The organism is Bacillus sp. IS1, assembly GCF_032461585.1.
Classification (GTDB): domain Bacteria; phylum Bacillota; class Bacilli; order Bacillales; family Bacillaceae; genus Bacillus; species Bacillus velezensis.
Genome location: NZ_JAWCWR010000002.1, coordinates 987,175 through 1,012,148, shown reverse-complemented (window position 1 = coordinate 1,012,148; position 24,974 = coordinate 987,175). Strand labels below are relative to the sequence as shown.

The window sequence follows — 24,974 nt, the reverse complement described above, 5'->3', positions numbered from 1 at the left end:
GGCGGGCTGCCGGCTTTTTTTGATGCTTATGTTTCTTCACTTAACTGGACGGCGGTTTGGTCAACCCAGCCGATCAGCTCATCTTTCACTTGAATTTGGTACCAGACGGATTCTCCGTTTTGTTTTTCAGATACGACTTTAATATGCTGGCCGGTAAACTTTTGCGCCGATGCCAGTTTAATAGAATGCCGCTCTTTTGACGGCTTCGACCACACGTCTTCAATGGCGTGGTCTTTGATGGCGCCTTTCATATCAACTGCTTTAAGAGAGGCATTGATTTTGTCATATTCATTCAGGTTATAGGTTTCTATGACATCTTTAATTTTTTCAGCATAGCCGGGGTCTGTGGCGTAGCCGGATTTTTGAAGGGCAGCCGCCGCTGTTTTATAATTGTCCGCTTCAATGACGGGCTTGTACTTCTTTTTATTCCAAGACGTTCCGTTGACAAATAATTTTGCATGGTCATCCATTGATTCAAAAAACGTGCTGTATTTACGGAATTTTGCCCGAATCGTTTTTCGTTTTCCTTTTTCAAATTCATCCGTTTTCATCGTGACGTGTTTTCCTTTATAATCACCTTTTACACCGAACAGGTTGCGCGCTTTCCCCGCAAGCTCACTGTTCCCCCAGTCCGATTCGAGAATGGCCTGTGCGAGGGTGATGCTCGGAAGGACATGATATTTCTCATATAAAATTTGAGCATGCCCGGAAAGGCTGTCAATAAAGACCTGCTGCTCGTCCACCTCTTCAGGCGGTTTTTCTTCCGTCACTATGAATTTCGAAAACACCATTGATACCAGAAATAATCCGAATATAAGAGATACAGCAAAAAGGCACCCAAGCACCCTTTTGGTCTTTGCTTTCTTTTTCATATCAACCTTCCTTTAATTCCGGAATCACTAGATTTATAATTTTACTGGTCATTGATGAAAATTTCAATTAAATAGGGAAAAAGACGGAGAAAGAACACATTGTGCAAATAAAAAAGACTCCTCTTTGAGGAGTCTTTTTTGTTATGCCATGCTCAGCTGAGGGCCGAACAATTCATATTGAACGGAATCAGAGTCAAACCCGAGGGCAAGAACCATGTCTTTCATTTGTGTCATAAACTGCGCTGATCCGCACAAGTAAAATTCAGCATCTTGATTCAGATGAAGCTGCTCCAGGAAGGTTTGATCAATCCTGCCGCTGTAAAAAGGCTTGTCTCCTGAGCGGTCTTGTTCTGCCGGTTCACTGTATACATAAATGACGTTAATATTCGGATGATTCTCCGCAGCTTGTTCAGCCTCTTTGCGGAACGCGGCGTACTCTCCGTTTTTCGCGGCATGAATAAAAGTAACGGAACGCTCCGGCTGTTTTTCGGCGGCTGTTTTCAGCATGCTCATCATCGGCGTGATTCCGGAGCCGGCACTGATAAGAACAACCGGTTTTTCGGAAGAAGACAGCTTGAAATCCCCGGCGGGTGCGCTGACTTCAAGTTTATCTCCCTCTTGAACTTCATTGTGGAGATGAGAAGAAACCGCTCCGTCCTTTTTCACAGAAATCCGATATGCCCCTTTTTGAGAAGCATCAGACAGGCTGTACTGGCGAATGTGCGTATAAGGAGAATCCGCAATCCGCACTTTAATGCTGATATATTGTCCCGCTTCAAATCCAGGAAGCGAAGAGCCGTCACTCGGTTTGATATAAAATGATGTAATATCTTTGCTTTCTTTCGTTTTCTGTATAACCGTAAATTCTTTATACCCCTGCCATCCGGCTTCATTGTACATGTCTTTTTCAATGCCGATGAAAGCCTCCGCAATAACACCGTAAGCTTTTTCCCATGCCTGCATAATCTCGGGAGTTGCGGCATCCTGCAGCACATCCTTAATTGCCAGAAGCAGATACTTTCCGACAATCGGATAATGTTCCGGTTTTACACCGATGCTTGTGTGTTTATGGCCGATCTGTCTGACCGCCGGAATGATTTGTTCTAATTGATCAATATTCGCCGCAGCCGCAATGACTGCATTTGCCAATGCTGCGCGCTGAGTCTGTTTCTTTTGGTTCGTTTGGTTAAACATATTTAACAGTTCGGGATGATCTTGAAACATCAGGTTATAAAAGCGTCCGGTGATGTTTTCTCCATGTGTTTTCAATACGGGTACTGTGCTTTTGATGATGTCTATTGTTCTCTCATCCAGCATGTTAATCCTCAACCCTTCTAAAGATGTATTTTCAATATATCTTTATAGTAAGAGAAATTTCGAATAAAAGATATATTGAAAATGAATCTTTAAAAAAGTCGTCACAATATTGTGTTGGATTTGGAATTTATGGATTTCACCTCCTTTTTTTATCACCCGGTGAAACAGGGACACATATATTTGGGAATATACGTTTAAAGATGAAAGCGGGGGAGTGCATGGTTTCCGATATCGATTACACGTCTCCGAATACACAATTCACTTATGATGTGAATGAGAGCCGTTTTTTTACGAAAGATGCTCGGAACTTTATCAATGTATTGGGGATTAAACAGTTAAACACGCTTGAAAATATTTCATTATTAGATATCTTTCTGAGCAAAACAAATGTGATTGAACCGCATACCCATCAAAACGCCGCTGAATTGGTGTACTGTATTTCGGGTTCCGCGGTGGTGTCGATGCTGAATCCGTTCACCCAGAAAATACGGAATTATCCGATCTCTTCAGGACAAGTGGCGAATGTTCCGCAGGGGTGGTGGCATTATGAAGTCGCCACTTCAGACAAAACCCACCTTTTGGCCATATTTGACGCCCCTTCGCCTGAAGTGATATACGGCTCGGATATTCTCCGTCTGACGCCGCCTGAGATCATGGCGCATACGTACTGTCTGAATGAGCATGAGTGGGAAAAAGCCGTTTCACCGATCCGGCAATCAACTGTGATAGGTCCCGATAAATACTGCGGACAGTCTGAGAATACGGGTATTCATGATATGAATAAGCCTTATCAGCCAAATACGTATTATCCGAATGATCCGTATCGGCATTATGATACGCCGTTATATTGGGGATATTAAACGGAGAGCCGGAGCGGCATTCAGCTCGACAGAAAGAGCCCCTCATTGGAGAGGGGCTCTTGATCATTACGGTCCGGTTCCGCAGCTTACTTTGTACTCGCCTTCGGACGATTTTTTTGAATAACATACGTGCGGCGTCTGTCCGGTTTCATCTTTCCAATTGAACCAATTTACATAATAAAGGTTCCCGGCCTCTCCGCCGCCTTCTTCTTTTTGAAGAATCGCAAAGTAGCTTTGATACGGATATCCTTTTTTATAAATGTCATGCCTGATGGCTCCTTTTTCTGAAACAGACGTGAAGATGACAGGAGAAAGAGCCGGAAGCGCTGTCAAAAAAAGCGCCAGTGCCGCTGACAGAGATAATATAAGATAGATTTTCTTTTTCATTTTCTCTCTTTCCTTTATTTTGAGTTGTTAGAAATGAAGCAGAACACAGAGGCTGCCGCAGAAGATGAAAAAACAAAAAAACCCTTATTTATAGAATAAGGGTTTAAAGGTATGGAGCCAAGGGGGCTCGAACCCCTGACCTCTACGCTGCCAGCGTAGCGCTCTCCCAGCTGAGCTATGGCCCCGTGCTGTAACGTCATGTTTTATTATAGACGAGTCTTCTTTGAATTTCAAGCAGAAAATTCAGTTTGCTCATATTTTCCTGAGACGTTTTTCGAACATAAAAAGAAGACCCTCCGGGGGCCTCTTCGTTTATCGCACGAGCATGATTAAAATGATGCCGAGGATGACACGGTAAATGGCGAACGGGACAAGCTTAATCCGATTGATGAGCCGAAGAAAAAACTTGACGACTAAGAGGGCGACGACAAAGGCGCAGACAAAGCCGACAAGAAAAAACGGAATCATGTCATAAGAAAGACTGCTCCAGTATTTCACCAGCTTCAGAAGGCTTGCGCCCGCCATAATCGGAATAGCCATAATAAATGTGAAGTCTGCGGCTGCCCGGTGATTCAAGCCGACAATAACACCTCCGGCAATTGTTGAGCCTGAGCGGGAAAATCCGGGCCATAAGGCGAGACACTGGAATAATCCGACACAGAAAGCCTGTTTGTAGGTGATTCTGTCCACCGTATCGATCGTTTCTTTCCTTTTATTGATCCAGTCCGCTATAAGCATAAGCACGGCTCCGGCAATTAATCCGTAAGCGACCGTTCTGACAGAGAATAAATAGCGGTCAATGAAATCCTCAAATAAAAAGCCGAGCACCGCCGCCGGAACAAGACCGACGGCGATTTGCGCGATGGTCAGCCTGTATCCCTTCTGCTGATCGCGCGTGACGTTTTTTTTGAGGCCGAGTAAATGTAATATCCGATCCTTAAACACAATGGCCACCGCCAGAATCGAACCGAGCTGAATCACCACTTTGAAGGAATTGGCGGCTTCCGGATTCATCAGGCTTCCGGATTTCAGCCAGATGTCATCCGCTATGATCATATGTCCCGTGGAAGAAACCGGCGCGTACTCCGTCAGCCCTTCCACGATTCCCAAAACGGCTGCTGTGAACATCTCCCATAGTGTCATCCCATTCTTCCCTTCATTCATCATTTACAAAAGAGAAGCTCTCCTCTGAAGGAAAGCCTGTCTTATAATAAATATCATGTCCGCTCCGATTTTATGACTTCGATACAGCATCATTTTTTTCTTCTTCATATAAATGCGAACGCATTTTGAACCAATCAAACAGATGGGTCGTGACCACTTTGATGACCGCATACCCCGGGATGGCTAAAATAATGCCGACAACCCCGAACAGCTTTCCGGCGGTTAAAAGAACAAAGATGATGGTAATCGGGTGAATGTGAAGATTTTTCCCCATGATCTGCGGCGAAATTAATTTCCCTTCCACGAGCTGGACAACGGTCCATACAATCGCAAGCTTCAGCAGCATAAGGGGAGAAGTGACCAACGCGATAATAATCGCCGGCGTGATGGCAATGGTCGGCCCTAAATACGGAACAACGCTCGTACAAGCGGCAATGACCGCAAGCAGGGACGCATAATCAAGTCCGATAATCAGATAGCCGATAAATAATAAAAACCCGATGCAGAAGCTGACGATGACCTGTCCTCTGATATAGGAGCTTAATCTGTGGTTCATTTCACTAAGCATCGTATACGTTTGTTCTTTCAGACGGGTGGGCACAAACTTTAAGATATAGATTGGCAGTTTTTTGCCGTCTTTCAGCAAATAGAACAGAATAAACGGCACGGTCACAATTGAAATAATCACTTCCGTCAGCGCGCCGATAAAATTCCCGACTCCGGTAAATGTGCTGTTTGCAATTGTCGCCGCCTGCGCCGATACTTTATTAGCAAGATCGGAAATGTTGATATTCATCGTCTTTTGCGCCTGATTTACAAAATCGCTTCCGATCAGGCTTTTCGTCTGATCTTCAACAATATCCACATATTTCGGCAGGTTGTCGATCAGGCTCATGATCTGTTCCTTTAAAAACGGAATAATTGAAACGACCGTAATCGAAATCAGCCCTATAATAATAAGGTAAAGGAGCAGGATGGAATAGACTCTTTTCACTCTTATTTTTTCCAATATATCTACGATCGGATTAAGCAGATAATAAACAATTCCTGTCAAAATGACGGGGAGCGCAATCGTTTTGAGCAGGACGATAATAGGTGTGAAAATAAATGATGTCTTCATAAAGACAAGGATATTGAGACCGATGAGCAGCAATACAAGCAAAAACAAGACAAATTTATTGTCTAAGAAAAACTGTTTAAATCTGCCGCCCCATGTTTGCAATGTTTCCACTATTGTTCCTCCATCATATGTATTTTACTTAAATTGTACACTATCGTTCCTGTAATGAAAAATAATAACCGGTCTCTATGGGAATTTTTCCTATCCCTTTAGCTGGCAGCCTTTTTTCCATTTATGTTTCTCAGAAAAAAAGCTATAATGTAAGCCAATACATAGAAGGAGCGATAGCAATGATTCGATTTGCAACAGTCGGAACGAATTGGATTACAGAACGATTTCTGGAGGCGGCTTCTGCTATTGATGATTTTCAATTAACGGCGGTTTATTCCAGAACTGAGGAACGTGCGGCGGAATTCGCCGGCAAACACGGCGCTGCTCATTATTTCACCAGCCTGAAAGAAATGGCGGAAAGCGAAGCCTATGACGCGGTGTATCTCGCCAGCCCGAATGCATTTCACAAAGAGCAGGCGGTTCTTTTTATGGATCACGGCAAGCACGTACTGTGCGAAAAACCGTTTGCGTCTAACGCAAGGGAAACGGATGAAATGATTCACGCAGCCAAAACGAACGGCGTTCTCTTGATGGAAGCCATGAAAACAACGTTCCTGCCGAACTTCAGCATGCTTCAAAACCACTTACATAAAATCGGACCCGTCAGGAGATTCACGGCAAGCTACTGCCAATATTCATCACGATATGATGCATATAAAAACGGTACGGTGCTAAACGCGTTTAAGCCTGAATTATCGAACGGTTCGTTAATGGACATCGGCGTGTACTGCATTTATCCGGCCGTCGTCCTGTTCGGCAAACCGAAAAACGTCATTGCGACCGGTCATAAACTAGCATCCGGCGTTGACGGCGAAGGCACGGTAATTCTGTCATACGACGGATTTGAAGCGGTGCTGATGCATTCGAAAATCTCAAATTCGTTTGCCCCGGCGGAAATTCAGGGTGAGGACGGCACGATCGTGCTGGACAGCATTCACGGGCCGGAACGGGCGGAAATCCGCTATCGTGACGGACGGACGGAAGACATTTCAGTCCCTGATCTGAAACCGTCGATGTACTACGAAACGGCTGAATTCATCAATCTTCTTCGAAACGGACAGCGGGAGTCTTCCGAAAATACATTTGAACGTTCTTTCATTACGGCAAGCATTATGGAAGAAGCGAGAAAACAAATCGGAATTGTCTTTCCCGCCGATCAAAACTAAAAACATCCGCCCGGATTTGGGCGGATGTTTTTTATTTGGACGCTAACAGGTCAGCAAACGCTTTTGCATACTGCGGAAGGTCGGGCGGGCGGCGGCTTGATACAATGTGGCCGTCAGTTACGACAGCTTCATCCAGCCACTGTGCCCCTGCATTTGTCATGTCGTCTTTGATGCCGGGCGTGCTCGTTACTTTTTTTCCTGCGAGAATTCCGGCAGATATGAGCACCCAGCCCGCATGGCAGATCTGGCCGATCGGCTTTTTCTGCTCGTTCATCGTACGGATGATCTCCAAAACTTCGGGATATCTTCGCAGTTTGTCAGGAGCCCAGCCGCCAGGCACGAGCACGGCATCATACTCCTGAATAATCAGGCTCTTAAAATCGTAATCCACCGTCGCGGGCACACCGTATTTTCCTTTGTATGAACGGCCCGCTTCTTCTCCTATTAAATGAACGATCGCGCCTTCCTCTCTCAGCCGGTAGACGGGATACCAAAGCTCTAGGTCTTCAAAATCGTCACTGACAAGCGCTATGACTTTTTTGCCTTCTAATCTCATCACTGCCACTCCCTTCTTTTATATTAGTGTATCGCTTTTTTCAGATGAGGAAAAGAAACAGCTCGCTACAGCTGTTCTTCGTCTTCAGACTGAATCGTAAATTTCCGTGTGACCTGCTGCAGTTCTTCAGCCATATGCGCAAGCGTTTCGGCGGATGAACTGATTTCTTCCATGGAGGCCAGCTGCTCTTCAGCTGAGGCGGCGATGTCTTGAATGCCGGCGGACCCTTCTTTGGCGACTGAGGTAATGTCCTCCACCGCGTTTGTCACATTTTGCGACCCGGCTGCAAGCTTCTCAAGCGTTCCGTTCATATGCTGTAAGGCGCCTGAAATCTGAGTCGTCATTTCTGAGATTTTTTTGAAGCTTTCGGCCGTTTGATCCGTAATATCGAGGCCTTCCTTCACATCTTGATTCACCGCTTGGAATACGGAAAGCGATGTGGCGATTTCTTTGACGATTTCCTGAATCAGCGTTTCGATTTCCTTCGCGGAGCCGGCTGATTGTACGGCAAGCTTTCTCACTTCTTCCGCAACGACGGAGAAGCCCCGCCCGTATTCGCCTGCTCTGGCGGCTTCAATGGCAGCGTTTAAGGCAAGCAGATTTGTTTGATCGGCAATGCCGTTAATGACGTTCAGAATGCTCTTAATGTCGTGCGACTTCGTTTCCAGCCCTTTTACGACCGCTTCCGCCTGCTGTACGGAACGATCAATTGTTTTCATCTGGCCGACCGTTTTCGCCACTAATTCTTCTCCGCTTCCGGCCGTTTCAGAGGTTTGGATGGCGGATTCAGTGATTTCCGCCGATACATTCGCCGTCTCGGCAATGCCCGCATTCATTTGGGAAAGGTGATCAGCACTTTCTTCCAATTTCTCGCTTTGTGATTCGTTTCCGTTTGAGAATTGTTCAATCGCCAGTGTAATATGCTCTGTCGCCTTGCTTGTCTGTCCGGCAGATGCCGTCAGCTCTTCGGATGAAGAAGCGACATGTTCGACGGATGATTGAATGACGCCGATGACAGACCGGAGTGATGCCGACATCTCATTGAAGCTTTGGCTGAGCTGCCCGAATTCATTTTTTGACTTGATGTCAATGACTTCCGTTAAATCGCCGTCACTGATTTTAGCTGATGTCGAAACAAGTTTTTTGAGCGGTTTTGCAATCGAGCGAATGATAAAAAAGATTAAAACCCCGCCGACGATAAGAGAAACCGCCAGGATGATCAGCGCCATTTTCATGACAGGCGAGGCTGCGTCATGGATCTCACTGACAAAAAATGTGCCGGCGATTTTCCAGCCCGTCAGTTTGTTTGTCGTGAAGGCCATTTTCTTCTGCTGTCCTTCAAACATGTATTCAAACGAACCGCTCGATTTGGAAAACACTTCTTTCGTCCACTCTCCGGAGCCTTCCGTTCCCGCTTTTATAGTCGGATGAGCGATGTATTTTTTATCTCCCGTTGTAATGAAGGCAAATCCTTTATGACCGATCTGGACGCGTTCGGAAGCGTTCAGCAGGTCGCCAAGATTAATATCAAGCGCCACAACGCCTGATCCGTCTTTTGTCTGCTGGGCAATCGTAACGACCGTCTGTCCGGTTGCAGCGTCTTTATAAGGCTCGGTAAACACCGGCTGTCCGCTTTTTTCAACCGCTTTTGTATACCACTCGCGCGTGAGCGGATTATAATCGGACGGCATATCAGCGGACGGATATTTCACGAACGCTTTGTCGCGAGACGCGGCGTAAATTGACGCGACATCGTCATTTACGGTGACATACTGCTTCATATTGTCGAGCAGTACCGATTTATTTTTTGTGTTCAGTTTTTCCTTAGTGATTGATTCGCTGTAGTAGTCAATCGCTTTGAGCTTGCCTTCGAGCATGTTTTCCAGCACGCTGTTCAGTTCGCTGACATTTCCCTGGGCGCTGTGGGTCAGTTCGCTTTCTAATGTACTCCCCGCCGTTTGGTAGCTGAAGTAGGCGAGTATGCCGACCGGAAGCACCAATACGGCTAAAAATGCCGCGATCAGCGGTTTGCTGATGGATGGCTGTTTGATCCAATGTATCAGTTGTTTCATTTTTTCAGTCTCCTTCTTTGAAAAGCTAAATCTAATATCGTCAGATAGGACAAAAGATTTATTAAAAAAACTAAAAAAAACACCCAAACAGCACATTTGGGTGTTCTATGACCTATTAATCTATTTTAAATCGTTTCGTCATATCACGTAATTCTTCCGCCATTTGGGATAACGTTTCCGAAGACGAACTGATTTCTTCCATTGAAGCCAGCTGTTCTTCGGCGGAGGCCGCAATATCCTGAATGCTGGCGGAGCTTTCTTTTGCGATGGACGCGATTTGCTCAGAAGCTCCTGAAATCTGCTGAGATCCTGCTGTCAGCTGTTCTACCGTCGCATTCATATTTTGAATTTCTCCGGCGATCTGGTTCGTCATTTCAGAAATCCGTTTGAAGCTCGTTTCGGTCTGATTCGTAATATCCAGTCCGCTCTCCACCTCTTTGTTGACGGATTGGAACATGCCGAGAGATGTATTGATTTCGTTGACGATTTCTATAATTAAGCTTTCGATTTCTTTCGCTGAATCGGCAGACTGGACCGCAAGTTTTCTGACCTCTTCGGCGACGACTGAGAAGCCCCGGCCGTATTCACCCGCACGCGCGGCTTCAATTGCCGCGTTCAGCGCAAGAAGGTTTGTCTGATCAGCGATTCCGTTAATGACACGGAGAATGTTTGTAATGTCTTTTGATTTTGTTTCAAGTCCGCGCACCACTTGTTCAGCTTCTTTCACTGACCGGTCAATGACGTTCATTTGGCCGACCGTCTGGTGGACGAGCTTTCCGCCTGAATTGGCGACTTCCGCTGATGTGGCGGAGGATTCGGTAATGACGGCAGATGCTTTCGCCATATCTTTAAGCCCGCTGTTCATTTGGTAAATATGTTCCGCCGCGCTTTCAATATTTTCACTTTGGCTTTCATTTCCGTTAGAAAATTGTTCGATCGCCAATGTGATATGTTCGGTTGCCTTGCTTGTCTGCTCCGCTGAAGCCGTCAGCTCCTCTGAGGAAGATGCGACGTTATTCACGGAATCCTGGATGGCATGGATGAGAGACCTGAGCGAAGCGGCCATATTGTTAAAGCTTTTGCCAAGCTCGCCTAATTCATCTTTTGACTGGATCTCGATCGTTTCTGTTAAATCGCCTTCACTGATCTGTTTCGATGATGTCACAAGCTGCTTGAGCGGTTTTGTGATTGAACGGATAATCAGCACCATGACGATGGTTCCGATCACAATCGCTAATACGAGAACGAGCAGGGACAGATGAAGAATCGGCAGGGCCGCTTCATGAATTTCGTCCAGATACATCGTTCCGGTAATCTTCCAGCCTGTCAGCTTGTTCGTATCATAAACCATTTTCTTTTCCTGGCCGTCGTATTTGTATTGAAAATCACCTTTTTTGCTGGTGAACAGCCGTTCGGCCCACTCCCCGTTTAATACTGTGCCTGATGTGCGGTTCGGGTGGGCGACCACTTTTTTGTCTTTCGTCAGGATAAAAGCGTAGCCGGATTTTCCGATGTTCACTTTCTTTGTCGTTTTCAGAAGCTCATCGATTTTCATATTGATGGCGACGACTCCTGAGCCGTCTTTCGTCTGCTGAACGACCGTCACGACCATCGTATTGGTGGAAGCCGTGCGGTAAGGATCTGTTACAACAACTTTCCCCTTATTTTCCACGGCCTTTTTATACCAGTCTCTTTCAATCGGATTATATCCTTTAGGCATCTGCAGATCCGGATACCGTGTGAAATGTCCTTCCGTGTCACTCGTAAAAATGGATTCCACGTCTTTATTGATCTTCATGTACTCTGTGAATTTATCGGTAATTTGCGATTGGTTTTTCGGCTTGTACCGATCCTTTGTGAGCCAATCGCTGAAATATGCCGTTCCGTCTTCCTTTTGGCTGATGCTTGTGTTGATCATATCGTTAATCTGCTGCACATTATCTAATGCGCTTCCCATCATCTGCCTGTCAAGCGTGCTTACCGCCGATTGATAGGCGATAAAAGCCAGCGTTGAAATAGGAAGAATGAGAATGGCCAAAAAAGAAATGAGCAGTTTTCTTGTAAGCGATCTCTGCTTGATGATTTGCACAATTTTTTTCATCTGCTATAACTCCTCTTGTGTGTTTACCCTTCATATCGGCAATTATAGGTAAATATACACACCCAAAAAGAAGAAATATAACGAAACATACTTTTTACCTATTGTTAATTAGTCTTTTAGACTCAATTAAGAGTTTATCTTAAAACGCTTTGTCAGTTCGCGTAATTCTTCCGCCATTTTTTCCAGCGTGACGGCGGAGGAACTGATTTCCTCCATGGACGCAAGCTGCTCTTCAGCTGAAGCCGCGATGTCCTGAATGCCGGCCGCGCTTTGTCTGGAGACAGCCGCGATATCCTCTGAAGCGTTTGATACTTCCTGAGATCCGGCAGAAAGCTGTTCCACGGTTGCATTCATATTTTGCAGTTCACCGGCAATCTGATTTGTTTTAACGGAAATGTCCCGGAAGCTTTTTTCCGTTTCGTCCGTTAACTGAAGTCCGCTTTTCACCTCGTGATTGACGGATTCCAGCATTCCGAGCGAAGTATGAATTTCTTTGACGATTTCATGAATTAAGGATTCGATTTCTTTCGCTGAATCGGCGGATTGGACGGCAAGCTTTCTCACTTCTTCGGCAACGACTGAAAAACCGCGTCCGTATTCTCCCGCTCTTGCCGCTTCAATGGCTGCATTTAAAGCAAGGAGATTCGTTTGATCGGCAATGCCGTTAATGACGCGCAAAATGCTGTTGATGTCCTGCGATTTGAGTTCAAGCCCTTGTACGACTTGCTCCGCTTTGCTTACGGATTGGTCAATGGCGCCCATCTGGCCGGCTGTTTTCTTGACAAGCCGCTCACCGGCGCCGGATATCTCCGCCGATTCAATTGAAGTTTCCGTCACCACGGCTGCCGCTTCCGCCAGATCGCTGAGCCCGTCTTTCATCTCATTCACTTGGGCGGTCGCTTTATCAATACTCTCACTTTGGTCTTCCGTTCCATTAGAAAACTGTTCAATCGCAAGGGTGATATGTTCCGTTGCTTTGCTCGTCTGCTCAGCCGAAGCCGTCAGCTCCTCTGAGGAAGAAGCGACATGTTCAACAGAGTCCTGAATTCCTTGAATAAGCGAACGGAGTGAATCTGTCATATGATTAAAACTTTTACCGAGCACGCCGAGCTCATCTTGAGAGCTGACATCAATGGTTTCCGTCAGATCTCCGCTGCTGATTTTTTCCGCTGAAGCTACGAGATGTTTTAACGGTTTGGTAATTGAGCGGATGACAAAATAAATGAAAATCATCCCTGCGGCAATGGCTATCGCCAATATGATAACGGCCAGAGTCAGAACCGGTCTTGCCGCATCTTTGATTTCATCCACAGACATGGTTCCGCTGATCTTCCAGCCCGTCGCTTCATTGGTCACGTACGCCATTTTTTTCGCTTTCCCGTTCAGCGTATATTCATAGACGCCTTTTTGCCCGCTGTATAATGTATCAACCCATTTTCCCGATACCGCCGAGCCGGCTTTTTCATCACTGTAGGCAACGGCTTTTTTATTTTTGCTGAGGATAAAGGCGTATCCTTCTTTTCCGATGTTCACTTCTTTTGTCATCGTGATGAGATCGTCGATTTTTATATCAATGGCGACGACGCCTGATCCGTCTTGCGCCGCGCGGGCCATGGTGACGACCATCTTTTTGTTTGAGATGGACTCATAAGGGTCTGTGATGATGGTTTGGCCTTTATTCTCCATGGCTTCCTGATACCAGCTTCTTTCAAGCGGATTGAAATCGGCCGGCATATCGGCATGCGGATAACGGGTAAACGTTCCTTCCTTGCTGCTTGAAAATACGGCGGACGCTTTATCATTGCTTTCAATAAACTGCTTGAACCTTTCTTGCATTTCCGTTTGGTTTTTTTCTTTAAATTTAGCGCTTGTCGCCCATTCGCTGAAATATGCTGAGCTTTTTGTAAACATTCCGATCCGGTCATCAATCATATTGTTTAAGATTTGCACATTTCCTTCGGCGCTTTCCATCATTTGCTTTTCAACGGATGAAGCCGCCGAACGGTAGGCGCCGGCAGCCAATACTGCTACCGGAATAATTAAGATCAGTAAAAATGAAATGATAAGTTTTTTGGCTATTGATTTTCTGGCGATTTTTTTTGCTGTTTTTTTCAATTTTGTAAACCTCTTTCAATCATTTACTGTTTATATCGGCCGACTCCCTTTTTATTACATTGAAAATGAAGTCATAAATGAAAAATGGTTCTATGTACTCCTTTTGTATGCAAGACTTTTTATTTAATTATCCGGCTGTCACTATAAAAAAGGACGCCTTCCATCCGGAAAGCGTCCTTTTTTACTAGTTGATTTTAAATTGTTTCGTTAATTCCCGCAGTTCTTCGGCCATTTGCGCCAAAGTATCGGCTGATGTGCTGATTTCTTCCATTGATGCAAGCTGTTCTTCTGCGGATGCGGCAATATCCTGAATGCTTGCTGCGCTTTCCCTAGATACGTCCGCAATATCCGTCACCGCGGCTGAAACGTGCTGGGAGCTGTCTGACAGCTGTTCAACCGTACCGTTCATCGATTGAAGCTTCTCGGCGATATCGTTTGTCATGCCGAAGATATTCTGGAAGCTTTCTTTCGTGCGGTCCGTTACGGCAAGTCCTGATTGAACTTCTTCATTAACAGAGGTGAACATGTGAAGCGATGTATTAATCTCAGCCGTGATTTCCTGAATGAGTTTTTCTATCTCTTTGGCAGAACCGGCAGATTGGACGGCAAGCTTGCGCACTTCTTCGGCTACCACTGAGAAGCCCCGCCCGTATTCACCGGCTCTTGCCGCTTCAATGGCTGCATTTAACGCAAGCAGGTTTGTCTGATCGGCAATGCCGTTGATGACTCTTAAAATATTAGTGATGTCTTTTGATTTGGCCTCAAGGCCTTTTACAACCGCTTCCGCCTGCTGGACCGATTGATTGATGAGATTCATCTGCCCGACTGTTTGCTGCACATATTCTTCCCCGGTGCCGGCAGCTTCCTTCGATTGTTTAGATGCTTCCGTAATGGATGATGATGTGCGGGAAACGGCGGCGAGTCCGTCATTTATATGATTCAGCTTGGCTGAGCTTGAATCGACTTTTTCGCTTTGCTCTTCGTTTCCGTTTGAAAACTGCTCAATCGCCATTGTAATATGTTCCGTCGCTTTGCTTGTCTGCGAAGCTGAAGCGGTCAACTCTTCCGATGACGCGGCCACGTTGTCGACAGAGTTTTGGATCGCGCTGATCAGTCCGCGCAGAGATTCTCCCATTTCATTAAAGCTCGCGCCGAGTTCGCCCAATTCATCTTTCGAGCGGATATCAATGGTTTCGGTCAAGTCTCCGCCGCTGATTTGTTTAGAAGAGCGGACAAGCCGTTTCAGCGGTGACGTAATGGATCTGACAATCAACAGAATTAAAATGCCCCCGATGATAATGGATGCTGCAAGGACGATCATTCCCATCGTCAGCACCGGTTGTGAGGCGTCTTTAATTTCGTTGAGCTCCATGCTCCCTTCTATTTTCCATCCGGTCAGTTTATTTGTCGTAAACGCCATTTTTTTATTTTGATCATCGAGCTTGTATGAAATAATGCCGCTGTCTTTGCTGTATACCTCATTCAGCCACGGGGTTGAAACTTTATCGCCCGGTTTGTGGTCTTTATGCGCGACATAGGTTTTATTTTTGGACGTGATAAACACGAAGCCTTTTTGCCCGATTTTGATTCCCTGCATCTGCTTCAGCAGCTGGTCAATCGTAATATCCATGGCCACTACGCCTGTTCCGTCCTGCATCTGCTTTGCCACGGTGACGACCATGCTGCCGTCGCTTGCCGCGGTGTAAGGGTCGGTGACAACGAGCGTGCCGCCGGCCTTCACAGCGTCTTTATACCAAGTGCGTGTTCTCGGATCGTAATCGGCCGGAGTATTCTCCTTCGGCGCCTGTGCGTAGCTGCCGTCTTCCGTTCCTCCGTAAATACGGGCTACGTCTTTATGAATAGACGTGTATTGCCCGAACTTTTCTTCAAGAGCAGACATGTTTTTCTTTGAGAAAGATGATCCTTTTAACGTTTCACTGAAAAATTCAATCGCCTTTGCTTTTGCGCCGATATCATTTGTAATCGTTGTGTTAAAAGATTCGATGTTATTTTTCGCGTTGCCTGAAATCTGATCATCCAGCGAATTGCTCGCCGTATGGTATGAACTGAATTCTAACACGAGAATCGGTATGATTAAAATCACGATAAATGAAATGATTAATTTACGTGAAATCGATGCCTTTGTGCACCAATTGATGAATTTTTTCATATTAAGCTGCTCCCTCGAGTGTGATACCTTATATATCGGCTCAGTCTTCACATTTTGTTAACATTTCCTCCTTTTTTATGACTTGATTTTCATTGCCCAAGCTTCCTGCATATCTTATAAAAAAAGATAGGGGGCGCGCAGATGATTATCATATCCGGCCAAGTGCTTCGGCCTCAGGACATCGCGAACTGGCAGACGGAAGAAAGCCTTGTTCCGTATATAAATGAACTGCTCAATTCTCCCGTACAATTCGATTACGGGTCGATTGCTGAACTGATGTTCGAGGTGCGGCTGCGCCGCCATATTGTGGAAGCCGCAAGAGAACTGCACGGATCAGGTGTGAAATTTGCAACTTTCGCCAAAACATACGGAAATACGGCTTATTGGAGAGTGACGCCGGAAGGAGCCTTGGAGCTGAAGTACAGAATCCCCGCTTCAAAAGCGATTCGGGACATTATTGAAAACGGGGCGTTTTACGCATTTGAATGCGCTACCGCCATTGTTGTGATTTATTATCTGGCCGTCTTAAAGACAATGGGTGAAGAACGGTTTAACCGGCGTTTCCGGGATATCACTTTGTATGACTGGCACTACGAGCATCTGCCGATCTACACGGAAACCGGCAGCCACTTTTTACGGGGAGATTGTTTATATTTTAAAAATCCTGATTTTAATCCTGCAAAGGCTCAGTGGCGGGGAGAGAATGTCATTGTGATGGGGAATGATCAATATTTCGCCCACGGTCTCGGGATTCTGACGGCTGAACAAATCATCCAGAGATTGAATTCTTTAAGAAAAAAAAATGCCGTGCAGCCGGCTTATCTGCTTAACCAGGCAACAAGGCTTGATGCACCCGCGCTTTATCAGATCATGCATTAAAACAATCCCATCGTCTGTCATTTTGACGATGGGATGCGGAATGCTTTTCTTTTCCGGTAAAAAGCCGTCGTGCCGAGCGCTTGGTTTGCAGCCCATTCAAACTTCTCTAAATCATGTCGGGTGACGGCTCTGTCCCGTCGGCTCCATTTAATGGCGCGGACAAAGTAATACCCTTTAATCGGCGCCATGGTGACTTTGGAATGCGGAAAATCTTCAAAGACAAACTCAATAGTCCCTCTTTTTTTGTAGGACATTTGAAGAATCTTCATCATCCATCACCTCACGATTTCTGGATTATGATTCGCACAATCCGTCCAAAACGGTTTTCACGTCTGTCGGCCCTTCAAGTTTCGCGGCGGACTGGCCGGCCCATAAAGACATATACTCCGCGTCTCCTGATTGAGCCGCGTGCCCGCGCATCGGCTTTGTCAGCGTATTATGCAGCGGATAAGGCAGCGTATTTCCCTCGTCAGCCTCATATGTTTTCATGAACTGATTCACGATTCCCCGCGCCTGTTTTCCCGAAAACAGGGTGGTCAGCCGCGTGTCGGCTCCTTTTGATTCGGCAATGGCTTTTTGATATGCCGGTGAGGCGCTGCTTTCTTCACAAAGGAGAAACGGTGTTCCTACTTGAACGCCGTCCGCACCCAAACATCGGGCCGCCTGCACGCCGCGGCGGTCAAAAATGCCGCCTGCCGCAATGACCGGGATATTCAGCGCGTCTTTAGTCTGCGGAATCAGTGCCATAAGACCGAGAGCCGGTTCTCCTTTAACCGGCAGAAACGACCCGCGATGTCCGCCGGCTTCTATTCCCTGAAGGATAACGGCGTCCATCCCCCGTTCTTCAAAGGCCTTCGCTTCCTCCGGCGTTGTCGCCGTGCCTAAAAGGAAACAACCGCTTTTCTTCAGCTTTTCCGCCGTTTCTTCCGGCGGCAGGCCGAAGGTGAATGAACACGCTTTGACTCCGTAACGGATCAGAAGCTCCGCTTTTTCCTCGAAATCATTCCATTCTTCTTTCAGATCAGAGAACGGCTTGGCGTCTTTTGCCCTCGGGATGCGGGCTTTCCATTTTTCAACCAGTTCCGCCTCAGGCATCTGCCTTTCTTCCGGGACGAAAAGATTTACTTGAAAGGGGCGGTTCGTCAGCTCTTTCATCTCGATAAGCTGTTTTTCAAGCGCTTGCGGGCTGACGTATCCTGAAGCGAGGCTTCCGAGCGCCCCTTCATTTGATACCGCCGAAGCCAGACGCGGCGTGACCAGCCCGCCGGCCATCGGCGCCTGAATGACGGGCTTTGTTATTGATAATGCACTCATCCACTCACTCATTTGTGTTTTCCTCCGTTTCAGCCTGTATTTTGATATAACAGGTTCTGTTTCGCGGACCGTCAAATTCGCAAAAATAAACGCCCTGCCATGTTCCGAGTATCAGGCGCCCGTCTTCTATGATGACATGCTGGGAGGCGCCGGTCGTACTCGCTTTCATATGTGCCACCGTATTTCCCTCCATATGCCGGTCCAGTTCGTGCTCCCACGGATACATTTCATCAAACCTTCTGAGCATATCCCTCTTCACATCCGGATCGGCATTTTCATTTATGGTAATGCCGGCGGTTGTATGGGGACAGTATATGAGCGCCAAACCGTTTTTTACGCCTGTTTTGCGGAGAAACGCTTCAGCTTCATGTGTGATGTCGATCATTTCATCCCGTCTGTTTGTTTGAATCTGCAATTTTTTCAGCATATGAATGCCTCCTTTCTTTTTCTCTTCCTTTCCCATATTCGTTTCTGTATTTGTCTTTTCCTGTCGGATCGCGATGATAAACGCAGATCACAAAAAACTTCAGCCTCGGGACTGAAGTTTTTCACCATATATATACGCGGGCCTCATAAGGCTTTAAAAGAAAGGACGTCACATGGCGGTGCGCTTCTGTCTCCGCGTTTGCAAGCACGAGAGAATCGGAGTCAAGCGGATAACCGGGATGCCTGTATAAAGCGGGGGTTCGGGACAGATTTGTGATGATCAGGGCGGTTTTTGTTCCGTTTTTTCTTAGATAGGCATAAATCTGCCGGTCATTCGGAAGCAGCAATTCAAATGTGCCGCTGATCAATACGCCGTGTTCTTTTCTGAGGGCGAGCAGCCGTTTGTAGAAATGGTATACGGATGTTTCATCCTGCATTTGTGATGCAGCGTTCAGCCATGTGTGGTTCGGATTCACTCCGAGCCAAGGAGAAGCATCAGAAAACCCGCCGTTCGCCTCACCGCTCCATTGCATCGGTGTCCGTGAATTATCCCGGCCCTTCTTCCAGATGATCTTCATCACTTTTTCATGCGGAACGCCGCGGGACGTCTCTTTTTCATACAGATATTTCATTGCGGCGTCATCATAATCTTCAATGGATGGAAACGAAACATTGGTCATTCCGAGCTCCTGCCCCTGGTAAATAAACGGCGTGCCTTTCATCAGCATATACATCGCGGCGAGTGCCTTGGCGCTTTCTGTCAAAAACCGTTCGTCACCCCATACCGAGACGGAACGGGGCTGATCGTGGTTCTCCATAAACAACGCGTTCCAGCCCTTTCCTTCAAGACTGTTCTGCCAGCCGGACAAGACGCGCTTAAGCGCCGGAATGGAAATGCTTTGATCATCTTCCGTATCCCAGAGGCCGAGATGTTCAAATTGAAAAATCATTTGAAAGATGCCGTTTTCTTCACCGGCCCAATCAGCCGCCTCCCAAGCCGCCACTCCGTTCGCCTCGCCGACCGTCATGATCGGATAGCGCGAAAATGTTTCCCGTTTCAGCTCTTTTAAGAGATCCATTATGCCTTCCCCATTCATATGATACGGGAAAGACGGGACGTATGGGAGACCGTCCGGATTCGGCATGTCAGGGAGCCCTTCTTTTTTCTTAATGTGAGAAATGGCATCCACCCGGAAACCGTCTATGCCTTTATCAAGCCACCAGCGGACCATCTCATAAACGAACTGCCTCATCGCTTCGTTTTCCCAATTTAAATCAGGCTGTTTTTTGTCAAACAGGTGCAGGTAATACTGGCCGGTCTCTTGATCATATTCCCACGCCGATCCGCCGAAAATGCTTTCCCAATTGTTCGGCTCTTTGCCGTTTTTTCCGTCTCTCCAGATGTACCAGTCCCGTTTTTCGGAATCTTTCGCTGAGCGTGATTCGATAAACCAAGGGTGCTCATCGCTTGTATGGTTGATGACGAGGTCTATAATCAGCTTCATGCCGAGCGAATGGACATCCGCAAGGAGCCGGTCAAAATCCTCCATCGTCCCGAATTCGCCGGCAATTTGTTTATAATTCCGAATATCGTAGCCGTTGTCCGCGCCCGGCGAGTCAAAAACGGGACAAAGCCAGATCACATCCGCCCCCAACTCTTTTATGTAATGAAGCTTTGCTCTGATGCCGTTCATGTCGCCGATTCCGTCCCCGTTCGAATCCATAAAGCTTCGGGGATAAATTTGATAGACGGCCGCCGTTTTCCACCAATCCGTTTTCATACCGACACTCCTTTCTTTACAGCATATGAAGGAGCGGGACGAAGAAGCATTTTTCCCATAAAAAAAAGCCTCATTGCAAAAGCAGGAGGCTCAGAAATCAGTTTTTTTAATTTCAACGAAGCGGATATGATGGTCTTCCGCTTCCAGCACCTTAAATTCACACCCTTCGGCATGAAACACATCACCATTTTTCAGCTCCATTTTTTGTGTTAAGAGCCAGCCGGCAATCGTGTCAATGTCTTCATTTTCGATGGCGATATCAAGAAGATCATTCACCTCTTCTATGAGCGCCTTGCCGTCCATCACATAATGGTGTTCGCCTTTTTTGACGATGTGGGGCATTTCATCCTGGTCATATTCATCACGGATTTCCCCGACGATTTCCTCCAATATGTCTTCGACGGTCACAAGCCCCGCCGTGCCGCCGTATTCGTCAACGAGAATCGCCATATGAATCCGCTCCTTCTGCATGCGGATCAAAAGCTCCTGAACGGGGATGCTTTCAATGACTCTGATGACCGGACGCATAATTTCTTTTAATTCAATGGAGCGGCCGAGAAAATACGCTTTAAATAAATCCTTATTGTTAATAATGCCGAGAATGTGATCTTTGTCTTCCTTAATAACCGGATATCGCGTATACCGTTCGTTGATGATCAAATGTATGGCTTCGTCAACTGACTGTTCAAGCGAGATGGCGGCGATTTCGGTGCGCGGCACCATGATTTCTCTGGCGACCCGGTTATCGAATTCAAATATCTTATTGACGTAACGGAATTCAGATTGATTGATTTGACCTTTTTTATAGCTTTCGGACAAAATCAGCCGCAATTCTTCTTCACTGACCACGACCTCATGTTCTTTCACCGAATGAAAACCGAACAGCTTGACCAAAAATCCGGCTGAGCCGTTTAACAGCTTAATAAACGGATACATCACTTTATAAAACAGAATAAGCGGTTTCGCCGTCCACAGACTGACGGCTTCGGCTTTTTGAATGGATATCGTTTTCGGCGCAAGCTCTCCGATGACGACGTGCAGATACGTGACGGCGATAAACGCCGCAATAAACGTGACGACGTGCGTAATAGATGACGGCATTCCGATCAGGCTGAAAACAGGATGAAGAAGCCGCTGAATCGTCGGTTCACCGAGCCAGCCGAGTCCGAGCGCCGTAATCGTAATGCCAAGCTGGCACGCTGATAAATATTCATCGAGATTTGAAATCACCCTATGCGCCGCGAGCGCCCGGCTGTCTCCGGTTTCAACCAGCTCCGCAATTTTTGAACCGCGGATTTTGACAATCGCAAATTCCGCAGCGACAAAGATGGCCGTTAATCCGATTAACAGCATAATGAGAATCAGTTTTAATATAAGCAAAAAAACCCCTACCGCAAACGGTAAGGGGCCACCTCCTTCGTGTTAATTCTCATCACGACCATTTAAGAAAATCATCACAAAACGAAGCAGCTCGAATAATGAAACGAGCGCCGCAGCCACATACGTCAGCGCGGCGGCGTTCAGCACTTTATTCACGCCGTGTTCTTCACTGTTGCGAATGAATCCTTCCGACACGATAATCCGCTTCGCCCTCGCGCTGGCATTAAACTCTACAGGCAGTGTGACAAGCTGGAAAAAAACAGCGGCCGAAAACAAAATAATGCCGAGTCCGATTAAGTTCAAGCTGCCCAGGAGCATCCCGCCCAAGAAAAGCAGAGGGGCAACCCCGGAGGCAAAATTGACGACCGGAAAAATTTTGTGCCTCAGCACAAGCGCGCCGTATGATTCCTGATGCTGCAAAGCATGTCCGACTTCATGGGAAGCGACGGAAATGGCGGAAATGGAGCGGCCGTAATATACCGGCTCAGATAAACGCACCACCCGCTCCGTCGGGTCGTAATGGTCTGTTAAAGTGCCTCTTACCGGTTCTACCGGCACATCATATAAACCGTTAATATCAAGAATCCGTCTTGCCGTTTCCGCCCCCGTCCGCTGACTGGAAGCTTCTACGTCTGAGTATTTCTGAAAATTGCTTTTCACTTTAAATTGTGCCCAAAACGACAATCCCAATGCAGCAATTGTTAAAAAGATAAACAGCATATTATCCTCTTCCTTTTTCTCTTATATCGTACGATCTGCTTATATATTATTTTAATGATTGTCCGCTTTCCTGTACAGAAATCCGCTTCTTTTTTCTGACAGGAATCAATCCTCCGAGCATGATGAGGATACACCCGGCCATTCCGATGTAAAACGGAAACGTGCCTGCGGTCTCTTTTGCAAAAACAAGCCATGAAAATCCGCCGGACATATGATTGTGTCCATTCAAATCAAAAATAAGCAATACGGCCGCCGAAGCGAGCAGCTGCGCTCCGGCCAGCGCCGCCAGCAGTTTTTGAATGACTGTCATTCGACTCACCCTTTTTCGGTCCGCTTTCTTTATCATATGAAAAAATAAGGGTGAATATGTTTTCGTCGATTTTTGAAAGACATCAAACGAACTGGGACATACTGTATAAAAAAAGATACAGGTGTGATCGACATGAAAGTGACAAATGGCGAGAAAGAACAGCTGAGCAATGCGATAGACAGAATGAACGAAGGGCTTGACGCCTTCATCCAGCTCTATAATGAATCGGAAAACGACGAACCTCTCATTCAGTTTGAAGATGAGACGGCCGATTTAATCAGACATGCGCGTGACTCATACGGCCAGGAACAGCTGGACGAAAAACTAAATACCATTATTAAGCAGATTTTATCCATCTTTCTGTCGAAAGAAGAGCCGGACGAATGAAATCAAACCGTATATTTATTTCCTGGCTGAGATGGCCGTTATATGTTCGGATCGGACTGATCATTATCGCCTTGATCTTATTGTTCGGCCAACTCATTTACATGCTCGAACCGAAGCAATTCACGTCTGTGTTTGAAGGGGTTTGGTGGGCGGTTATTACGGTGGCCACAGTCGGCTACGGCGATTACGTTCCGCAGACGCCGCTCGGGCAGATTGCCGGCATGGTGCTTGTATTAAGCGGAGCGAGTTTTGTGACCGCCTATTTCGCCACGCTTTCTTCAGCCGTATTCAGCAAACAGCACCGCTATGTCGAAGGGAAGGTCGCTTTTAAAGGCAAGGGGCACGTCATTCTTATCGGATGGAATGAGAAATCGCATATGCTGCTGAAAGAACTGCAGCACATCGCGCCGTCAAAAACTGTCGTCCTGATTGATGATTCATTAAGGGAAGGGCCGCTTATTGAAAACGTCCATTTCATCCGCGGACATGCCGCTGATGACAGTACGCTCAATAAGGCGAATGTTACGGAAGCCGATACCGTCATTCTGACAGCGGATCAGCAGAAAAATGAATCCGAAGCTGATATGCTGTCGGTATTAACGCTTCTCGCCATCAAAGGGCTGCATCCGTCCGTTTATTGTATCGTAGAAATTTTAACGGAACGGTATGTCAAAAACGCCGAGCGCGCAGGAGCCAATAAGATTCTGTGCACATCACGGCTGTCGAGCCGGGTGATGTTTGAGCATTACCGGGTCAAGCTGCAGCTTGCCAAACCGCAAACGCTGTCAGATCTGACGCTGGAGAAAAAGGTTCGCATCATTCCCGTTCCCGGGGAATTAAAGGGCTCATCTTATCATGACTGTGCGCTCTATTATCTCAAACGGAATACCACGATCATCGGCATACAAAAAGAAGAGGGGCCGATGCTGACCCCTCCCCTGACATACAAGGTGCTCGATACTGATCTGTTTTTGGCTCTTTAATGCAGCAGGACGTCTTCCAGCTCTTTCACAAGCGAGATGCCGATATCTGTATATGAGCGGTCAATTGCCGCATCCCGCCGTTTCGGCTCGGAGAATTGGTTGAATAATGACTCAAAAACACCGCCGCCTGCGTGATCATCCGTTTCCTGCTGATAGACGTGCCTCAGCAAAAAGGGTGTGCCGATTGTAACGGCGGCCCCCCGTTCATCCAGGTGTCCCTTATTTGCTTCAACAGGGATGCGGAGAAATAAATAGCCGTCCTGATCGGAAATTTTGTAATCAAAGAACCCGCGGTCATACTCCCAGCCGCCTCCGATGGTATAACCGATCGGTTTCAGCACCTGTTCCAATTCGCGGAGTAAAAACGATTGCCCTTCAAGTGAAGATGGTATGCTGATCATGTGCATATGCTCCTTTTTGTCTTTAGCGTCCCCGCTCTGCGGCATCTTCATACGGCGCCCGGGAAGAATCGGGAGCGGCAGACAGACGCCGGAAAGAGATAACGGCGCATTCAATCAGAACATACGTCACAATTGCGGAGAGAACGGCTTCCGTTGAAATATAGAAAACGGCGGCATAGAGACAGCACTTCGTGATCAGCGACTGCATCCGGCCAATCTTCAGTTTCAGCCGGACCATGTCCGTAAACAAGCCGAGAGGGAAAGCGAAAAACAGGATGGTTTGTAAGAGGGATTCAGGAGACAGTTTTAGTGCCGAATAGACAATAGCGGCGGAACAGACGGAAATGACGGCATGCTTACATAAGAGTCGTATCATTCATCA

24 protein-coding genes, 1 tRNA gene and 3 pseudogenes are annotated in these 24,974 nt (G+C 46.7%); 5 read left to right on the top strand and 23 right to left on the bottom strand.

Translation table 11 applies throughout. The features are described from left to right. Positions 1-26: 26 nt before the first annotated feature. On the bottom strand, positions 27-872 hold the full coding sequence (locus tag RUW00_RS13155; RefSeq protein ID WP_014418724.1) for a glucosaminidase domain-containing protein: 846 nt from the start codon (positions 870-872) through the stop codon (positions 27-29). 141 nt (positions 873-1,013) lie between these two features. Continuing rightward, positions 1,014-2,189 (bottom strand): NO-inducible flavohemoprotein, encoded by a 1,176-nt coding sequence (gene hmpA / locus RUW00_RS13150; RefSeq protein ID WP_025650409.1) that lies wholly within the window; start codon positions 2,187-2,189, stop codon positions 1,014-1,016. Positions 2,190-2,407: 218 nt separating this feature from the next. Here hmpA and RUW00_RS13145 point away from each other — a divergent pair, with 218 nt between their 5' ends. Further along, positions 2,408-3,049: a cupin domain-containing protein gene (locus RUW00_RS13145; protein WP_061862518.1), complete on the top strand. Its 642-nt coding sequence runs from the start codon at positions 2,408-2,410 to the stop codon at positions 3,047-3,049. A 66-nt stretch (positions 3,050-3,115) separates the two neighbouring features. Here the strand turns inward: RUW00_RS13145 and RUW00_RS13140 are convergent, their stop codons facing one another. From RUW00_RS13140 to RUW00_RS13125, 4 genes are all read right to left on the bottom strand, one after another. After that, positions 3,116-3,436 carry a hypothetical protein gene (locus RUW00_RS13140; RefSeq protein ID WP_315956627.1) on the bottom strand — a complete coding sequence of 107 codons (321 nt, stop codon included), beginning with the start codon at positions 3,434-3,436 and terminating at the stop codon, positions 3,116-3,118. Between the two features lie 112 nt (positions 3,437-3,548). Beyond that, positions 3,549-3,621 (bottom strand) — tRNA-Ala (locus RUW00_RS13135). Positions 3,622-3,748: 127 nt separating this feature from the next. Next, a complete protein-coding gene (locus RUW00_RS13130; protein ID WP_095273324.1) occupies positions 3,749-4,579 on the bottom strand; it encodes an undecaprenyl-diphosphate phosphatase in 831 nt (276 codons plus the stop codon). A gap of 91 nt (positions 4,580-4,670) precedes the next feature. Then, complete coding sequence (locus RUW00_RS13125) at positions 4,671-5,831, bottom strand: AI-2E family transporter (RefSeq protein ID WP_014305691.1); 1,161 nt, start codon at positions 5,829-5,831, stop codon at positions 4,671-4,673. A 179-nt stretch (positions 5,832-6,010) separates the two neighbouring features. Here RUW00_RS13125 and RUW00_RS13120 point away from each other — a divergent pair, with 179 nt between their 5' ends. Beyond that, positions 6,011-6,997 (top strand): Gfo/Idh/MocA family protein, encoded by a 987-nt coding sequence (locus tag RUW00_RS13120; protein WP_025650345.1) that lies wholly within the window; start codon positions 6,011-6,013, stop codon positions 6,995-6,997. 31 nt (positions 6,998-7,028) lie between these two features. Here RUW00_RS13120 and RUW00_RS13115 read toward each other — a convergent pair whose 3' ends face one another. The 8 genes and pseudogenes from RUW00_RS13115 to RUW00_RS23015 all read right to left on the bottom strand — a co-directional run. Further along, complete coding sequence (locus RUW00_RS13115) at positions 7,029-7,553, bottom strand: type 1 glutamine amidotransferase domain-containing protein (protein ID WP_280145414.1); 525 nt, start codon at positions 7,551-7,553, stop codon at positions 7,029-7,031. 65 nt (positions 7,554-7,618) lie between these two features. Beyond that, positions 7,619-9,625, bottom strand: a complete 2,007-nt coding sequence (locus tag RUW00_RS13110; RefSeq protein WP_017419398.1) for a methyl-accepting chemotaxis protein — start codon at positions 9,623-9,625, stop codon at positions 7,619-7,621. Between the two features lie 115 nt (positions 9,626-9,740). Continuing rightward, positions 9,741-10,691, bottom strand: a complete 951-nt coding sequence (locus tag RUW00_RS23120; RefSeq protein WP_404833624.1) for a methyl-accepting chemotaxis protein — start codon at positions 10,689-10,691, stop codon at positions 9,741-9,743. Then, positions 10,686-11,582: pseudogene (locus tag RUW00_RS23115) on the bottom strand (HAMP domain-containing protein); the annotation flags it as partial. The pseudogene RUW00_RS23115 and the gene RUW00_RS23120, both read right to left, overlap by 6 nt. Before the next feature lie 270 nt (positions 11,583-11,852). Then, positions 11,853-12,806, bottom strand: coding sequence for a methyl-accepting chemotaxis protein (locus RUW00_RS23110; protein ID WP_427846721.1), 954 nt, complete (start codon positions 12,804-12,806; stop codon positions 11,853-11,855). Next, positions 12,801-13,748: pseudogene (locus RUW00_RS23105) on the bottom strand (HAMP domain-containing protein); the annotation flags it as partial. The gene RUW00_RS23110 and the pseudogene RUW00_RS23105, both read right to left, overlap by 6 nt. A 277-nt stretch (positions 13,749-14,025) precedes the next feature. Then, a complete protein-coding gene (locus RUW00_RS23020) occupies positions 14,026-14,853 on the bottom strand; it encodes a methyl-accepting chemotaxis protein (protein ID WP_396334720.1) in 828 nt (275 codons plus the stop codon). Positions 14,854-14,970: 117 nt separating this feature from the next. Next, positions 14,971-16,011: pseudogene (locus tag RUW00_RS23015) on the bottom strand (cache domain-containing protein); the annotation flags it as partial. 141 nt (positions 16,012-16,152) lie between these two features. Here RUW00_RS23015 and RUW00_RS13090 point away from each other — a divergent pair. Then, complete coding sequence (locus tag RUW00_RS13090; RefSeq protein ID WP_053285195.1) at positions 16,153-16,890, top strand: protein-glutamine gamma-glutamyltransferase; 738 nt, start codon at positions 16,153-16,155, stop codon at positions 16,888-16,890. Positions 16,891-16,907: 17 nt separating this feature from the next. Here the strand turns inward: RUW00_RS13090 and RUW00_RS13085 are convergent, their stop codons facing one another. The 7 genes from RUW00_RS13085 to RUW00_RS13055 form a co-directional block, all read right to left on the bottom strand. Then, entirely contained in the window at positions 16,908-17,159 is a 252-nt protein-coding gene (locus RUW00_RS13085) for a hypothetical protein (RefSeq protein ID WP_014418736.1), read from the bottom strand. Positions 17,160-17,184: 25 nt separating this feature from the next. Beyond that, entirely contained in the window at positions 17,185-18,216 is a 1,032-nt protein-coding gene (locus RUW00_RS13080) for an NAD(P)H-dependent flavin oxidoreductase (RefSeq protein ID WP_280144578.1), read from the bottom strand. Continuing rightward, a complete protein-coding gene (locus RUW00_RS13075) occupies positions 18,209-18,631 on the bottom strand; it encodes a secondary thiamine-phosphate synthase enzyme YjbQ (RefSeq protein WP_280144579.1) in 423 nt (140 codons plus the stop codon). The genes RUW00_RS13080 and RUW00_RS13075 overlap by 8 nt, the downstream gene beginning before the upstream one ends. Positions 18,632-18,752: 121 nt before the next feature. Then, a complete protein-coding gene (locus RUW00_RS13070) occupies positions 18,753-20,411 on the bottom strand; it encodes a glycoside hydrolase family 13 protein (RefSeq protein WP_280144580.1) in 1,659 nt (552 codons plus the stop codon). A gap of 90 nt (positions 20,412-20,501) precedes the next feature. Continuing rightward, positions 20,502-21,791: a hemolysin family protein gene (locus RUW00_RS13065; protein WP_007408640.1), complete on the bottom strand. Its 1,290-nt coding sequence runs from the start codon at positions 21,789-21,791 to the stop codon at positions 20,502-20,504. A 42-nt stretch (positions 21,792-21,833) separates the two neighbouring features. Then, positions 21,834-22,511: a zinc metallopeptidase gene (locus tag RUW00_RS13060; RefSeq protein ID WP_003152125.1), complete on the bottom strand. Its 678-nt coding sequence runs from the start codon at positions 22,509-22,511 to the stop codon at positions 21,834-21,836. Positions 22,512-22,557: 46 nt separating this feature from the next. After that, entirely contained in the window at positions 22,558-22,821 is a 264-nt protein-coding gene (locus tag RUW00_RS13055) for a YuzI family membrane protein (RefSeq protein WP_014418740.1), read from the bottom strand. Between the two features lie 132 nt (positions 22,822-22,953). Here RUW00_RS13055 and RUW00_RS13050 point away from each other — a divergent pair, with 132 nt between their 5' ends. Then, a complete protein-coding gene (locus RUW00_RS13050) occupies positions 22,954-23,208 on the top strand; it encodes a protein mistic (protein ID WP_209387537.1) in 255 nt (84 codons plus the stop codon). Beyond that, a complete protein-coding gene (locus RUW00_RS13045) occupies positions 23,205-24,191 on the top strand; it encodes a potassium channel family protein (protein ID WP_121984666.1) in 987 nt (328 codons plus the stop codon). Before RUW00_RS13050 ends, RUW00_RS13045 begins: the two co-directional genes overlap by 4 nt. On the opposite strand, the gene RUW00_RS13040 is transcribed toward RUW00_RS13045, so the two are convergent. Both RUW00_RS13040 and RUW00_RS13035 read right to left on the bottom strand, forming a co-directional pair. Beyond that, entirely contained in the window at positions 24,188-24,592 is a 405-nt protein-coding gene (locus RUW00_RS13040; protein WP_015418088.1) for a YugN-like family protein, read from the bottom strand. The two genes, RUW00_RS13045 and RUW00_RS13040, sit on opposite strands and share 4 nt — an antisense overlap. A gap of 22 nt (positions 24,593-24,614) precedes the next feature. Continuing rightward, on the bottom strand, positions 24,615-24,968 hold the full coding sequence (locus RUW00_RS13035; RefSeq protein WP_015418089.1) for a hypothetical protein: 354 nt from the start codon (positions 24,966-24,968) through the stop codon (positions 24,615-24,617). Between the last annotated feature and the right edge of the window lie 6 nt (positions 24,969-24,974).